Source organism: Acinetobacter venetianus RAG-1 = CIP 110063 (assembly GCF_000368585.1).
In the GTDB taxonomy this organism is placed as follows: domain Bacteria; phylum Pseudomonadota; class Gammaproteobacteria; order Pseudomonadales; family Moraxellaceae; genus Acinetobacter; species Acinetobacter venetianus.
In genome coordinates, this window is sequence record NZ_KB849558.1 from 191,195 (window position 1) to 206,129 (window position 14,935).

Sequence of the window (14,935 nt, forward strand, 5' to 3'; positions counted from 1 at the left end):
AAAAACAGATAGAAATTTCTATTTGTACACAAGGAGTATGCATGAGCGTATCGGAAATCAGACCGATTGCCATTGAGGACGAACTCAAGCATTCATATTTAGATTACGCGATGAGCGTAATTGTTTCTCGTGCATTGCCAGATGTTAGAGACGGTCTAAAACCTGTTCACCGCCGCGTACTATATGCGATGCATGAATTGGGCAACGATTATAACAAAGCGTACAAAAAGTCTGCTCGTGTTGTCGGGGACGTGATCGGTAAATATCACCCACACGGTGATAGCGCAGTTTATGAAACGATCGTTCGTATGGCGCAGGACTTTAGCTTGCGTTATATGCTTGTTGATGGTCAAGGTAACTTCGGTTCTGTCGATGGGGATAGCGCAGCTGCAATGCGTTACACCGAAGTTCGTATGCAAAAATTAACCCATGAGATTTTAGCTGATCTTGAAAAAGATACGGTTGATTGGGAAGATAACTACGACGGTTCCGAGCGTATTCCTCAAGTGATGCCGACACGTATCCCTAATCTTTTGATTAATGGTACGACAGGTATTGCGGTGGGTATGGCGACCAATATGGCGCCGCACAATATGACCGAAGTTGTGAATGCGTGTTTGGCTTATGCAAATAATCCGAATATTTCTGTAGAAGGTTTGATGGAGCATATTACTGGTCCAGATTTTCCTACAGGCGGTATTATTTATGGTAAATCAGGTATTGTAGATGCTTACCGTACAGGTAAAGGTCGTTTGCATATTCGCGGTAAATATCACTTTGAAGAAGACCAAAAAACAGGTCGTACCACGATTGTCTTTACTGAGATTCCTTATCAAGTCAACAAAGCAAAAACCATTGAGCGTATTGCTGAGTTAGTGAAAGAAAAGAAACTCGAAGGTATTTCTGAGCTTCGTGATGAATCTGATAAAGAGGGTATGCGTATTGCCATCGACTTGAAGCGTGGCGAAAACGCTGAAGTTGCGGTCAATAATTTATTCTTGCATACACAGCTACAAAACTCATTCAGCATCAACATGGTCTGCCTAGACAATGGTCAGCCAAAGTTGATGAACCTAAAAGATATCATTGCGGCATTTATTCGTCACCGCCAAGAAGTTGTGACTCGCCGTACCATGTACGAATTACGTAAGGCTCGTGAACGTGGTCATATCTTAGAAGGTTTAACGGTAGCTTTGGCAAATATCGATGCCATTATTGAAACCATTAAAACATCTGCAAACCCAGCTGAAGCACGTGAGCGTTTGCAAGCGGGTGAGTGGGCTGGCGGTGGTGTTGTTGCATTGCTGGAAAAAGCGGGTGCAATTTCCGTTCGACCTGATGAGATCGAAGGCGAAGATCCTGCACGTCCATTCGGTTTGTCTGGTGATATTTATCGCTTATCACCAACTCAAGTTGGCGCAATCTTAGAATTACGTTTACACCGTTTAACTGGCTTAGAACAAGATAAGTTACACGCAGAATATACTGAGATTCTAGGTCAAATCGCTGAATTAACAGCAATTTTAAATGACTTTAACTTATTGATGAATGTGATTCGTGAAGAACTTGCTTTGATCTTGCAACAATACGGTGATGGTCGTCGTACTGAGATTGTGGAGTCTGGTGTTGATTTCTGCCGTGAAGACTTAATTCCTGAAGAGCAAGTTGTATTGACTGTGTCTCAAACAGGTTATGCAAAAACTCAACCACTTTCTGATTATCAAGCACAACGTCGCGGTGGTCGTGGTAAGTCTGCAACTGCAATGAAAGATGATGACATTATTCAGCATTTAATTGTGGCTTCAAACCATGCAACGGTATTGTGCTTTACCAATGTGGGTAAAGTTTATCGTTTACGTGTGTTTGAAGTACCACAAGCATCTCGTGGTGCGAAAGGTCGTCCAATCATCAATTTACTTCCGCTAGAAGCAAATGAAACCGTAACAGCGATCTTACCGTTGACGGAGTTCCCTGAGAATCACTATGTATTCATGGCGACTGCATCAGGTACGGTAAAACGTGTCGAACTTGCTCAATTCAGTAATGTTCGTTCAAATGGTTTACGTGCGATTGAGCTGAATGAAGAAGATACCCTAATTGGTGTTGCGATTACTGATGGTAATCAGCAGATTATGTTGTTCTCGAATGAAGGTAAGGCGATTCGTTTTGCTGAAACTGATGTTCGTGCAATGGGACGTACTGCGAAAGGCGTGCGTGGTATGCGTGTAAGTTTTGCAAGCAATACCATCGAAGCTGAAGATGCGGATGTTGAAAATGATGATAGCGACGACAATGATGATTCATCAGATTCGAACTTAATCAGCCGTATTGTTTCATTGGTAGTTGTACCAGAAACTGGCGAAGTATTGTGTGCATGTGCTAACGGTTATGGTAAACGTACACCTGTAGATGACTTCCCAACCAAGAAACGTGGTGGTAAAGGTGTCATTGCAATTAAGACAAGTGAGCGTAATGGTGAGCTTGTTGGTGCAGTATCAATTGATGAAACCAAAGAACTCATGTTGATTTCTGATGGTGGTACATTGGTACGTACGCGTGCTGCAGAAGTTGCGACAACAGGTCGTAACGCTCAAGGTGTTCGTTTAATTCGTTTAAGTGATGCTGAAACACTTGTCGGTGTTGTATCTATTGAAGCTGTAGAAGATGACGAAGAGTTGGATGCTATAGAGGAATCGGTAGAAAATACTGAGCTTGATGCAGCAACTTCTGAAGAAGTTGTTGCTGAGCCAAAAGATGATGCGCCTGAAGCGTAATCATTGAGGTAATAAAAAAGGAAGCTAAATAGCTTCCTTTTTTACTGGTTTCATGATGACTAAGCGATAATAAGACAATGCCAAAAAGATTGCGCCCAGAGTTATAAGGTAGATGAGTTTTGGGATCACGAGCGATGTCGGCACTCCCATTTGATTGAGTTGTACAAACATCTGTACGCCATTCGTGGACGGCAGTGTCCATGCAAACCATTGCATCCATTCTGGCATTGATTCATGTGGCCATGCCGTTCCTGTAAGTAGAAATAAGGGAACAGAAGTCACGACTATTAAATGTCCCACGCGTTCTGGCATATCAACTAAGGAGCCGACTAGCATCCCTAAACCAATAATACAACTAACATAAATCGGTACAGCTAACAGCATGCCCCAGAAATTGCCACCATGTGGATATTCATACAACCAAAATGTAAATCCGAATAAATATAAACATCCTAAACAGCCAATGGTAAATATAGCTGTAAAAGTTGCCCAAAATTCGATGGGTTTCGCAGCCCAGCCATTTTCACGATAACTGGCGATCAGCATGGCTAAGCCAAGTAAAATTGTTTGGTGAATGATCAAACTTGCGACTGCTGGGAAAATATAGCTTCCATAACCTGAGATTGTGTTGAACAGCGGAATCTGATGAATTGAAAGCTCTGGATGAAACTGTGAAGCATTGCCAAATTTCTCTAGATATTCTTGCAAGGTATATTCAATAGAACCTGCTAAACCTACGCCGACTTCTTTTGTTCGAATGAAATATGCAGTACTCAGATAAAGGCCAATCCCTCCCATTTCACCGCGTTTGAGACTATTGGTTAGATTCTCGGGTAAAAGTAAAATGCCTTCCGCTTGTTGATTTTGAACCATTCGCTGAGCTTCAAGAAAATTATCAGTCACAGTCTTGATCTTGATATGAGGGCTGTTAGACGCTTGACTAATGATCTTTGACGTTAAAATACTTTGTTCTTCATCGACGATCACAATTGGAATATCTTCGGCTGTTTGTGCTTTATACGCGGTTGGATAAAAAAAACTATATAACAAGATCGCGGCAATCAATGTCGTAAAAACTGAGCTATTGGCAAAAATATTCTTAAACGTCTGAATGTAATAATCGAAAAATGATTTCATGGATGAATCTCCTGAATATTTTTCTTGAGTAGACGAATACTAAGTGCAAAGAACAGGATGGCGAAAATAACTAAAATACTAAAAGGTATAAGTGAAACATAAAGGTCACTACCGATAATCCATTGTTCCGTTTGTAGCTTGGCATAGGGAGTATAAGGAATAATCATTGACCAAAATTGAGTAAATGCAGGAGCATTATTCAAGGGTAAAGTGATTCCTGAAAAACTAGGTGATGATCCACCATAAAGTGCAATAAAACCAAAAGTTTTTGGCAGGTTTTTTGTCGCAAGAACAACAGTGCTGCTAATAACAGCATAGGAAAAATAGAATAGAAATTGTGCAGCTAAAATAAGTGTTAATGAACCTGCAATGAAATAACCGCGGACATGCGCTAACCAAAACATCCAACATGCTGTCCATGCACAGAAAATGAAAACATAAGGCAATATTTTACCTAGTAAGCTTGAAATCACCTGTTTAGAATTAACCCATTCGTAAACTGTTTTCCGCTTAAACTCTTGCCCAATGGCGAAAGCCACACAGCAACATAACAAGAGATGTAGCACAGCAGGCACCATAAATGGCTCAAGAAACAATTCATAACTCATACTTGGGTTATAAAGGGTCGAGATTTTGATGTGTGGTGTGGGGACATCTAAATATGGAAGAGTATTTGCCAGATAGCTTTGCCCTAAATACTCAGCCATACCATTTAAAGTACTGATGAGCATGGCGGAGGAGATGGTATTACCAATACTAAAAAAGGATTGGTTATAGGCAATGCTAATTTGCGCATCCTGAGCTTGTACTAATCTTTGTTCTGCACCTTCAGGAATCATCACAAATCCCCAAGCATCAGTTGTATTAATCAGTTTTTCTGCTTCATCTTGGCTAGAAGTAATCGTTTTGATTTTTAACGTATGATTAATACTGAGCGCATGAATAACCTTACGACTCATTTCACTTTGATCTTGATCTATCACCACAATCGGTAAATGTTCGGCTTTACCAGATGAAAACATACTTCCAAACAGCAAAATAACCAGCAAAGGCGCAATCACGGCCATAAAAAGATCAACTTTATGACGTTTGAGATAACGCAACTCCCGCAGCATGACTGCAAACATTGCTTATTTTACCTCTTCAATTTTGAATAATACGCTCATACCGACTTTTAGATCAGGAATGGATTGCTCTGGGACCAAGTGAAATTTAAAACTGCGAATATCGTAACCACCAGTTTGGCGTGTGGTTTTAATCGTCGCAAAGTCACCCTCGGCATCAATGCTCTTAACCTTAAATGTTGTTTTACGATCAAGGGCAGGGATGTAACCTTCAAGTGTTTCAGTTTTATAGACTGAGCTATATATATCTTCACGAACGTTCAAGCTGATCCACAGATCATGGTCTTCAATGATACTGACGACAGGAACTCCTGTTGCAACTAACTCAGTTGGTTTGCCATAAGTTTTTGAGATAGTGCCATCAGTTGGTGAATAGAGTTTGGTTTCTTCAGTCAGTGCATTTGCTTCTTTCACTGCTGCTTGAGCCATCGCTACTTGAGCATCGGCGGTAGATTTTTGTTGCTCGGTACTGCCGCGTTTTGCACGAGCATATTGTTGATATGCTGCTTCTGCTGCTTCACGAGCAGAGGTTTTTGCCGCTAACATCTCGTCACGACGCTGACGTGAAATAACACCTTGTTGATAAAGATTTTCACCACGTTTATAGGTTGTAGCAGCTAGCTCTGCTTGTGTCTTCATTGCTTGCCAGTTGGCATAGAGAGTATCGATATTTTCTTGTTGCGCACCACGATAAATGGTTGAGTGAAAAGCTGTCGCACTTTGTAAGGCTGCTTGGGCTTGTTCTTTCTTGGCTTCTAATTCAGGGCTAACAAAACGAACCAGTGCTTGTCCTTTTTTGATACTTTGACCTTCAGTCACATAAAATTCTTCAATACGACTCGGAACTTTAGTACTAATATGTACAGTTTCAGCTTCGACTCGACCTTGCAATTCAATCAATTGCGGTTGATAGGCTTTCCATAGTCCAAAAGCAATCAAGCCTAGTAATAGAATTAGGACAATTAAACCAATAATTTTAGCTTTACTTTTTTTGGGTGGTTCAGTTGGTTGAGTTTCTTGATTTGAAGGTGTATTTGCAGCATCCACTTTTTCGGTATGCTCAATAGGTGAAACATGTTCTATCTGAGTTTCTGTTGAAGAAGTATCTGTCGTTTGCTTAACTTGATCTGTATCACGTTCAGAATTGGATGATGATTGATTTTGGCTCATAGATTTCTCCAATTAACGGATATAGTCAGTTCGTGGTTGATTCACATAAAGCTTGAACTCGTCAATCGAGCCATAGCTTTGCAATAAAGTCGCGAGCGATAAAATATATTTATACGCATTGATCGACATTTCGCTTTTTAAAGCACTTAATGCATTTTGTGCATCAATCACTTGGGTTGCTGTTCCCATTCCTTCTTTAAAAGATAGCTGTTGAATGCGTAAGTTTTCTTGAGCAGCTTTAATATTTTGGGTGAGAAGTTGATGACTAGTCTGTGATGAGTTTAACTCGCTATAAGATTTGTATATGACATTTTCAACTTCTTGCTTAGTTCGCTCTGTCATGAGTTCAGCAGCATATTTCTTTAGCTCAGCTGCACGGATATTTTTATTATTATCGATTCCAGAGAAAAGGTTGTACTTTGCCATAACGCCAACAATCCAATTCTCTTTGCTATCTATACCGTATTCCCCAAAGGCAAAAACACTTGGTTTCTTCGCTGATTGTTGAATTTTGATATTTTCATTCGCAAGCTCAGTATCCATTTTTAGCTTTTTAATCAAACTTGAGTTTTGGTCATAGTTTGCTAGTAATTTGTCTAAAGACTGACTTTGCGTATTATTTACAAAAAGTGGTGTTGTCAGGTTGAGATCTTCTTTAGTTTTTAATAGATTTTGAAGACTAAATTCACTGGCGCGAAGATTTGATTTCGCATTTTGATAAGTACGTTCTGCATTGTTACGAGCAACTTCAAATTGCATGCGCTGGCCTTTATTAATAAAGCCTTGCTGTTCAAGTTTCAGAGCATTGTTATAATGTTCTTGCATCGCATTTAGATTAAATAAACTTGCATTCAGCAATTGTTGTTGTAACTGCACATTGAAATAAGATTGGATCATTTCAAATCTTTGCGAGTCTTGTTGTTGTTTTTCGCTAATGTTAGAGCGTTGTGCTTGAATCGTTGCAATTTGCTTGGCGCTGGTAATTTTTCCACCCGTATAAAGTGGCATCACCATAGAAATAGAGGTGCGAACATCGTGGTCTTTAATTGTGACGTCAACATTATTCGGTACTTTATTTAAACCATCACTGACAACTTGATCGAATCCTTGACCAACTTGATCAATTACATCTGGCGGTAATACATTTTCCCATTGCGATAATTTGTCATCAAATCCACGCGTGAGTGAGTTTTCGAGCCTACGTTTACTTGATTCGAGTGGGACGCTGGTTTCACTATGAAATGAATAGGCTGTTGCATTTAAATCAATGCGTGGCAGTCCTAAGTATTTAACTGCCTCCATTTCGAGTTGTGAAGCTTGTTGTAAAGCTTGCTGCGCTTGAGAGGCGTAGGCATTTTCTACAACATATTGTTCCGCCTCGTTATAACTAAATGTTTGTGCGAATAAAGATGTTGAAAATAAGGCACTGCTGATTAAGCTAATACTTAAACAAAGTTGCTTTGGAAACCGTTTGACCTGAACATTGGGCCGATTATGTCGTTTCAACATGATGATATATCGCAATTTAATAATACCTGCGCTAGTCTAAGTTTTTTTTGTAAAATTTAAATATTATGTTTTTAATTAAATAGTTGAATGCATAGAATTGGTGTAGTTAATTTGTAAAAAATAGAGCAATTAATCTATATATCAGATTGAAAATTAAAATAATTTATCTTTCATATTTTTTATTAAAAGACAATTTGAAAATTTATGGAAATCACAAAAACATCATTGAAAAATTAAACTATTTTTTACAGTCAAATTGAAATATTTACTGGATAAGCTGCTGCAAGCTTCGCCAATCTATGATTAAATTCCCATCTCAATTTGTTTCACTTTAACAAGGGAAAACTCATGCGTGCTTATAATTTCTGCGCTGGTCCTGCTGCATTACCTACTGCTGTTTTAGAAAAAGCTCAACAAGAGATGTTGGATTGGCAGGGTAAGGGCTTGTCGATCATGGAAATGAGTCATCGTAGCAATGACTATGTTGCTGTCGCAGAAAAGGCAGAAGCTGATTTACGCAAGCTCATGAATATTCCTGAAAACTATAAAGTGTTGTTCTTACAAGGTGGCGCATCCTTACAATTCTCAGCGATTCCGCTTAATTTACTCGGTAAAAATAATAAAGCGGATTATATTCATACGGGTATTTGGTCTGAGAAAGCATTAAAAGAAGCAAAGCGTTATGGCGATATTAATATCGTTGAAGCGGGCACCATGATTGATGGTAAACATGCGATTACTGAACAAAGCACTTGGAATCTATCGAATGATGCTGCGTATGTTCATTATGCAGATAATGAAACGATTGGTGGATTGCAATTCGCGAGTGTACCTGATGTAGCTGCTCCTTTGGTTTGCGATTATTCATCAAGTATTTTGTCTGCGCCAGTAGATGTGAATAAGTTTGGACTTATTTATGCGGGTGCCCAAAAGAACATTGGGCCTGCTGGTTTAACCATTGTCATTATTCGTGAAGATTTATTAGATCAAGCAAAACCTGAGATCCCAAGTATCTTGAAATATGCTGATCAAGCGAAGAACGGTTCTATGGTGAATACACCAGCAACGTATGCTTGGTATTTATCTGGACTGGTATTTGAGTGGTTACTTGAGCAGGGTGGGGTAGATGCAATCTACAAAATGAACCAAGCGAAAGCAAAATTGCTCTACGGTTATATTGACTCAAGTGATTTCTACAACAACCCAATCGCTGTACCAAATCGCTCTATGATGAATGTACCATTTACACTTGCAGACGAAGCACTTGAAAAGACATTCTTAAAAGAAGCTGAGCAAAATCATTTGCTTAACTTGGCAGGTCATCGTTCAGTTGGTGGTATGCGTGCAAGTATTTATAACGCTGTACCATTGGAAGGTGTTCAAGCTCTTGTGAACTTTATGGATGAATTCGCGAAACGTCACGGATAAGCCATATATTATAGATAAAATAAAAGCCCTCATCATTGAGGGCTTTTATTTGAATTAGGTCATGGTCAAAAATTAGAATTAGAACAAGCCAATTTGATGAAAAATGATTGCTGCTAGAAACATGCCTAGTAAAAAAAAGCAAAAAGCACCAACATCAAGTTTAAGCCCTTGGTCGCTTGAATGAATAAGACTGGTGGTCGTTTGTTCTGGTATAATTTTCATTAGAACGCCTAAAATGCCATTTATGTGATTTTTTGTCACTTAGAAGCAGTTTTAGCATAAATATTCGCCTGAATCCATAGGTTGCCGCGAATATATTCACCAATGTTAAAGTTTTTATACAAAACGTTTTTAGTTGCAATACGAATTAAGATTGCAGGTAAATCATCTTCTAAAACTAAAGTGACATCATAAAGGGTATATTCATCCTGCATAAACTGCATCGTTGTTTTACCCACAATATTACCTTGAAACCAAGCTTCATCTTCTTGTCCTAATGTCTCACCAAATAAATAGGCAACCATTTTAGAAAAGTCGACTGTTACAGGTTCTTGATCTTCTGGTGTTTTTGGTTCCCACTCATTAATAAGCTCCTGTAAATTTTCAGGTGCGATACCATTATGTTCAGCCAAAATTGCATTTAAAGCACGGTGATGTTTAATTGAAGCTGGATCATCAACAACGATTTTCTCATCTTTAGCAACAGGTTCTAATTCATATGCCCAAGCATTAAACTGAACTTGATAGGTTTGGTTTTTATCATACTGACAGTTATTTACGCTGAACAAATTATCGAAGGCATAAATAATGGTATTTTTATTTAAATTTAGACGTAATACTGCTTGTGTTGCAGAATCACAGGTAATAATACGCTCAATTTTCGCATCATATCTATATGGACTTTCAAAACTTGGAAAAGCAGTTTTTAATGCGCGAGGTTTTTGGTCTTCCACTGCAATAATTTGATTGATGCAAACCTTTTGTCCACTTGGTCCTTGGATAAGCCAAAATGACTGATCCATATCTTGTTCATCTTCACATAAGCCCATTGGCATTACGGGTGCATCTAGCGCCAATCCTAACCATTTGGGTACATCCACTTCGGGTGTATCTGTCAATAAGTTCCAATGCTCGACATGATTACCGAAATTTTGATCTTGAATTTTAATGGTTTCTGGACTGTTTTGATTTTTCATAAAGCGTGATGCTAAAAAGATTGAACTTATTCTATTAAATCGAGGGTAACCTCAATTTTTCAAGTCTGGATATGTAATTTCACTAGAAATAATTAGTGCTTACCTAGCTTTCTATAAGTTACATGCTATATTTTTGGTATGTAAATTTTAAAATGTATTGGTTATTTAAGTAATGAGCAAAGAATTACCTAGTAGGATTCATCAAGAAATTCTACAGTTGTGTGAGCAAGGTGATAAGTTATTTGCTCATCAAAAGTTTGTAGAAGCTAAAGCTTTATATGTTGAAGCGCTGAGACTATTGCCTGATGACCATCAAGAGTGGGAAGCTTCAACTTGGATATATGTTGCAATAGGAGATACGCACTTTTATCTAAATAATTATGAAAGAGCATTTAGATGTTTTTACAATGCAGTGCAATGTCCAGATGGTTTAGGTAACCCTTATATACATTTGAGATTAGGACAGCTTTATTTTGAGCAAAATGATTTAGACAAGGCGGCAGATGAGTTAACAAGAGCATATATGGGCGGTGGACTTGATATTTTTATGGAAGATGATGCTAAGTATTTGGAGTTTTTAGAAACAAAAATTAAAGTATAAGTTTTTTGATATAAAAAAGTGTCATGGATAAATAAACAAAGCTTTATATCTTAATCTGCTAAACTATATTTTTATTCAATTAGGCTTGTGCAAACGTGCTGCCATTTAAGTTATGGGTAGATGCTGATGCTTTACCTAAGATTTTACGTGAAGTGATTTTACGTGCTTCTGATCGCTATCAACTCGAAGTCACTTTTGTTGCCAATCAAAACGTTGGAATTACGCCTTCTGTCAGAATTAAATCTATTCAGGTGATGAGTGGCGCTGATCGTGCCGATCAAGAAATTGTGGAACGTATGCAAGAGAATGACATTGTCATTACGCAAGATATTCCCTTAGCAGCTCAAGTGATTGAAAAAGGTGGAATTGCTATCCATCCTCGCGGTGAAATTTATACCACAGCGAATGTAAAAGCCCGTCTTCATTTGCGTGATTTTATGGATACATTGCGTGGTGCTGGCGTACAGACAGGTGGCCCACCACCGATTTCTGAGAGAGATAAACGTGAATTCTCTAGCTCATTAGATCAAACGATTTTAAAACAAAAACGTAAAACTGCTTGCTGAGCACGCTATGCCATCACGTCTTAACTTAATGTTCACTTATGGATTGCTTGTATTTATTTGGGCGACAACGCCTTTAGCAATTGTCTGGAGCGTTTCAGATTTACATCCAATGTGGGCATTGGTTATTCGGTTCTTTATTGCATTACCGTTGGCAATGACGGTTCTACTATTTTTAAAAATTAAGTTTCCAGTTCATAAACTTGCCTTGCTAAGTTATGTTGCAGGTTCATTTAGTTTGATCGGATCACAGATTTTTACTTATGCAGCAACAGCTTATCTCAGTTCGGGTTTGATTGCGCTGATGTTTGGGCTTGCGCCAATTATGGCGGGTTTGATAGGGCGATTTGGCTTTCAACAGAAGTTAGCTGGGCTGCAATGGCTTGGTATGGGAACATCGATTGTTGGGCTGGCCATGATTTGTTTGAGTGGAAGTCAAAAGCATGTACAGCCAATTGGCATTATCTTAATGTTGATCAGTGTTTTTTCATACTCACTATCTATTTTCTTGGTTAAAAAGATTAATGCTGATGTGCAGGCGATGGCACAAGCAACAGGATCAATCCTTTTTTCGACGATCATTGCAGTTATGATCTTGCCTTGGATTTGGCAATATGCACCTACACACATTCCTTCGGTTAAGTCACTTTTAGCATTGGTTTATACCGTGATTATGGCTTCATTGATTGCAATGTTCTGCTATTTCAAATTGGTGCAAAATTTAAAAGCAACAACACTTTCACTTACAACAGTGATGACACCAATGTTAGCAATTTTAGTCGGTGCTTATCTCAATAATGAACAGCTATCAATCCGCGTGTTTGTTGGTGCTGTCATCATCTTATTTGGTTTGCTACTTTATTTCTATAAAGATTTAAAAATGTACCGTCGTTTAAAAATTTAACTTTGATTGTTGTCACTCAGCTGAATACTGTCAGCAAGCTTTGCACGATCTTGAGGGTTAATCGTAATAAAGTAAGCCCCGATTCTAAATTTTCCGTGCTCTTCGGCTGTACTATATGCCACTTGCGCAGTTGCTGCTATGTGAAAGAAGTTTTCAGGGTGGCTTAACGTAATATGAATATAGGTGCCTTCATTAAGATCTTGGGTACTGAAGAAACTTAAGCCATTTTCAGAGAAGTTAACTTGCTCAGGCACTGGCAATAAAGATTGCACAATATTGTCATAGAAAGACCCTGTGATAAGGTTCAACTTTTGATTAAATAGGGATAAGATGCGAGCAATTTGTTGATCTTTTTCATTTAATTGTTCTAATTCGTAGCGAAATGCATGATCAAATTGATCTAATTCTGCAAGTAGTAGAAAATAGCGTGGCAATACAAAATGAGAGTCATATGGGTCATTCAGTGCAACATCATCTGGAATGACTTGATAGTTGATTCTCAACACGGCATCAATACGAGACATCACACGACGTTCTGTGTTGTCGTCAACAAGATGATGTTGTGAACTTTCCATAATAAATCACCTCGGACTAGATGGTATGTTTAAGCCAATTTCGCTGTATATAGGGTTGAGATACACTCGTGCTCGGCGGAGTAATCATTTTATTTCTTTTATTGCCTTGGTTTCCATGATTGGTTTAACTCTCGGCGTTGCAGTCCTCATTACAGTATTATCTGTGATGAATGGTTTTGATCGTGAGCTTAAAAACCGTGTCCTTGGAATGGTTCCTCAAGCTACTGTTTCTTCTACTCAAATTCTAACAGATTGGCCTGAGCTTGTAAAAAAGGTTGAACAACATTCGCATGTGACGGGTGCTGCACCTTTTACCCAATTACAAGGCATGTTGACCGCTCAAGGGCAGGTCGCAGGCATCATGGTGACAGGGATTGAACCTGAATACGAAAAGAAAGTATCTATCATCCAGAACCATATGGTGGCAGGTGATTTAAATTCACTTAAAAAAGGTGAGTTTGGGATCGTGCTTGGTAAGGATATGACAGATGCATTAGGCTTGGGGCTTAATGATAATGTCACTTTGGTTTTACCAGAAGCAACGCCGTCACCAGCTGGTGTAGTACCTCGTTTTAAAAGATTTAAAATCGTGGGTATTTTTAGTGTAGGCGCTGAAGTTGATTCGATGGTGGGTTATATTGCCTTGAATGATGCATCGACATTATTACGTCTACCTGATGGGGCTCAAGGTGTACGTTTAAAACTTGATAATATTTTCGCAGCACCCAAAGTAGCCGACGAAATCGTGAGCCAATTACCAAGTAATTTCTACGCATCGAACTGGACATATACCCACGGTAATTTGTTCAATGCGATTCAAATGGAAAAAACACTTGTTGGATTATTATTATTCCTTATCATCGTGGTTGCCGCGTTTAACATCGTTTCATCACTGGTGATGGTCGTAACAGATAAAAAGTCAGATATTGCAATCTTACGTACTTTAGGTGCTTCACCATCGATGATTACTAAAATTTTCATGGTGCAAGGAACTGTGATTGGGGTAATCGGTACAATTGCGGGTACGATTTTAGGGGTAACGTTGGCTTTAACCATCAGTGATATTATTTCTTGGTTTAATACTGCCTTAGGTTTGAATCTGTTTGATGCCTATTTTGTACATTACTTACCTTCGTATTTAAGATGGCAAGATGTTGTTATTATTGTCATTGTTTCATTATTGCTGAGTTTCTTGGCGACAATTTATCCTGCATTGCGTGCAGCCAAAGTTCAACCTGCTGAGGCATTACGTTATGAGTAAAATTGTATTAGAAGCCAAAGATATTTTTAAACATTTTGATGATGGTAAAACTAAAGTTGAAGTGATTAAAGGTCTATCTTTACAAGTTAATGCGGGTGAATTTGTTTCAATCGTTGGTTCAAGCGGTTCAGGTAAAAGTACCTTATTGCATGTGTTGGGTGGTTTAGAGCAGCCAACACAAGGACAGGTTTTTTTACACGGCCAACGTTTTGATAATTTAGGCGAAGCAGAACGTGGTTACAAGCGTAACCAGCATTTAGGTTTCGTTTATCAGTTCCATCATTTGTTACCTGAATTTTCAGCGCTTGAAAATGTTGCAATGCCTTTGATGTTGCGTCGTGAAAGCAATTTTAAAGATGTGAAAAGACAAGCTGAGTATTTACTTGATCGTGTAGGTCTATCGCATCGTATGGAGCATAAACCTGGTGAGCTGTCTGGTGGTGAGCGTCAGCGTGTTGCATTGGCGCGTGCATTAGTAACGAAACCTGCAGTTGTACTTGCTGATGAACCAACAGGAAACCTTGATCGTAAAACGGCACTCAGTATTTTTGAGCTGCTGACTGATCTGAAAAAAGAGCTGAATATGGCGATGCTGATCGTGACACACGACGAGCAATTGGCACAATCTGCTGATTCAATTTTGCATATGCAAGATGGTTTATGGATTGATCAGCCATAATTTTTTAGTTTGTA

The 14,935-nt window shown here is 38.7% G+C and carries 14 protein-coding genes; 7 read left to right on the forward strand and 7 right to left on the reverse strand.

Going from position 1 to position 14,935, the window contains the following annotated elements; all coding sequences use genetic code 11:
- Positions 1-41: 41 nt before the first annotated feature.
- Entirely contained in the window at positions 42-2,774 is a 2,733-nt protein-coding gene (gene gyrA / locus F959_RS06345) for a DNA gyrase subunit A (protein ID WP_004878448.1), read from the forward strand.
- A gap of 24 nt (positions 2,775-2,798) precedes the next feature.
- On the opposite strand, the gene F959_RS06350 is transcribed toward gyrA, so the two are convergent.
- From F959_RS06350 to F959_RS06365, 4 genes are read right to left on the reverse strand one after another with little or no spacing between them, the layout of a single operon-like run.
- A complete protein-coding gene (locus F959_RS06350) occupies positions 2,799-3,911 on the reverse strand; it encodes an ABC transporter permease (RefSeq protein ID WP_004878449.1) in 1,113 nt (370 codons plus the stop codon).
- Positions 3,908-5,038: an ABC transporter permease gene (locus tag F959_RS06355; protein ID WP_004878450.1), complete on the reverse strand. Its 1,131-nt coding sequence runs from the start codon at positions 5,036-5,038 to the stop codon at positions 3,908-3,910. The genes F959_RS06350 and F959_RS06355 overlap by 4 nt, the downstream gene beginning before the upstream one ends.
- 3 nt (positions 5,039-5,041) lie before the next feature.
- Positions 5,042-6,205: an HlyD family secretion protein gene (locus F959_RS06360; RefSeq protein WP_004878451.1), complete on the reverse strand. Its 1,164-nt coding sequence runs from the start codon at positions 6,203-6,205 to the stop codon at positions 5,042-5,044.
- A 12-nt stretch (positions 6,206-6,217) separates the two neighbouring features.
- Positions 6,218-7,714: a TolC family protein gene (locus F959_RS06365; RefSeq protein ID WP_004878452.1), complete on the reverse strand. Its 1,497-nt coding sequence runs from the start codon at positions 7,712-7,714 to the stop codon at positions 6,218-6,220.
- 348 nt (positions 7,715-8,062) lie between these two features.
- Here F959_RS06365 and serC point away from each other — a divergent pair, with 348 nt between their 5' ends.
- Positions 8,063-9,142, forward strand: a complete 1,080-nt coding sequence (gene serC, locus F959_RS06370; protein WP_004878453.1) for a 3-phosphoserine/phosphohydroxythreonine transaminase — start codon at positions 8,063-8,065, stop codon at positions 9,140-9,142.
- A gap of 78 nt (positions 9,143-9,220) precedes the next feature.
- On the opposite strand, the gene F959_RS16710 is transcribed toward serC, so the two are convergent.
- Both F959_RS16710 and F959_RS06375 read right to left on the reverse strand, forming a co-directional pair.
- Entirely contained in the window at positions 9,221-9,364 is a 144-nt protein-coding gene (locus F959_RS16710) for a hypothetical protein (protein ID WP_004878454.1), read from the reverse strand.
- A 35-nt stretch (positions 9,365-9,399) separates the two neighbouring features.
- Positions 9,400-10,338, reverse strand: a complete 939-nt coding sequence (locus F959_RS06375; protein ID WP_004878456.1) for a hypothetical protein — start codon at positions 10,336-10,338, stop codon at positions 9,400-9,402.
- A 172-nt stretch (positions 10,339-10,510) separates the two neighbouring features.
- Here F959_RS06375 and F959_RS06380 point away from each other — a divergent pair, with 172 nt between their 5' ends.
- The 3 genes from F959_RS06380 (at position 10,511) to F959_RS06390 (ending at position 12,406) form a co-directional block, all read left to right on the forward strand.
- Positions 10,511-10,939, forward strand: a complete 429-nt coding sequence (locus F959_RS06380; RefSeq protein WP_004878457.1) for a tetratricopeptide repeat protein — start codon at positions 10,511-10,513, stop codon at positions 10,937-10,939.
- Between the two features lie 95 nt (positions 10,940-11,034).
- Entirely contained in the window at positions 11,035-11,505 is a 471-nt protein-coding gene (locus tag F959_RS06385) for a YaiI/YqxD family protein (RefSeq protein WP_004878458.1), read from the forward strand.
- Between the two features lie 7 nt (positions 11,506-11,512).
- Positions 11,513-12,406, forward strand: a complete 894-nt coding sequence (locus F959_RS06390) for a DMT family transporter (protein WP_004878459.1) — start codon at positions 11,513-11,515, stop codon at positions 12,404-12,406.
- On the opposite strand, the gene F959_RS06395 is transcribed toward F959_RS06390, so the two are convergent.
- A complete protein-coding gene (locus F959_RS06395; protein WP_004878460.1) occupies positions 12,403-12,981 on the reverse strand; it encodes a PilZ domain-containing protein in 579 nt (192 codons plus the stop codon). The genes F959_RS06390 and F959_RS06395 overlap by 4 nt on opposite strands.
- Positions 12,982-13,006: 25 nt before the next feature.
- Between F959_RS06395 and F959_RS06400 the strand changes: the two genes are divergently transcribed.
- Both F959_RS06400 and lolD read left to right on the forward strand, forming a co-directional pair.
- Entirely contained in the window at positions 13,007-14,242 is a 1,236-nt protein-coding gene (locus tag F959_RS06400; protein WP_004878461.1) for a lipoprotein-releasing ABC transporter permease subunit, read from the forward strand.
- Positions 14,235-14,921, forward strand: a complete 687-nt coding sequence (lolD, locus tag F959_RS06405) for a lipoprotein-releasing ABC transporter ATP-binding protein LolD (RefSeq protein WP_004878462.1) — start codon at positions 14,235-14,237, stop codon at positions 14,919-14,921. The genes F959_RS06400 and lolD overlap by 8 nt, the downstream gene beginning before the upstream one ends.
- The last annotated feature ends 14 nt before the right edge of the window (positions 14,922-14,935 follow it).

Coding starts and splice junctions, on each gene's coding strand:
- F959_RS06400 (WP_004878461.1), top strand. CDS start 13,007: ATGTTTAAGCCAATTTCGCTGTATATAGGGTTGAGATACACTCGTGCT.
- F959_RS06390 (WP_004878459.1), top strand. CDS start 11,513: ATGCCATCACGTCTTAACTTAATGTTCACTTATGGATTGCTTGTATTT.
- F959_RS06360 (WP_004878451.1), bottom strand. CDS start 6,205: ATGAGCCAAAATCAATCATCATCCAATTCTGAACGTGATACAGATCAA.
- F959_RS06380 (WP_004878457.1), top strand. CDS start 10,511: ATGAGCAAAGAATTACCTAGTAGGATTCATCAAGAAATTCTACAGTTG.
- F959_RS16710 (WP_004878454.1), bottom strand. CDS start 9,364: ATGAAAATTATACCAGAACAAACGACCACCAGTCTTATTCATTCAAGC.
- F959_RS06350 (WP_004878449.1), bottom strand. CDS start 3,911: ATGAAATCATTTTTCGATTATTACATTCAGACGTTTAAGAATATTTTT.
- F959_RS06365 (WP_004878452.1), bottom strand. CDS start 7,714: ATGTTGAAACGACATAATCGGCCCAATGTTCAGGTCAAACGGTTTCCA.
- F959_RS06375 (WP_004878456.1), bottom strand. CDS start 10,338: ATGAAAAATCAAAACAGTCCAGAAACCATTAAAATTCAAGATCAAAAT.
- lolD (WP_004878462.1), top strand. CDS start 14,235: ATGAGTAAAATTGTATTAGAAGCCAAAGATATTTTTAAACATTTTGAT.
- F959_RS06395 (WP_004878460.1), bottom strand. CDS start 12,981: ATGGAAAGTTCACAACATCATCTTGTTGACGACAACACAGAACGTCGT.
- F959_RS06355 (WP_004878450.1), bottom strand. CDS start 5,038: ATGTTTGCAGTCATGCTGCGGGAGTTGCGTTATCTCAAACGTCATAAA.
- gyrA (WP_004878448.1), top strand. CDS start 42: ATGAGCGTATCGGAAATCAGACCGATTGCCATTGAGGACGAACTCAAG.
- serC (WP_004878453.1), top strand. CDS start 8,063: ATGCGTGCTTATAATTTCTGCGCTGGTCCTGCTGCATTACCTACTGCT.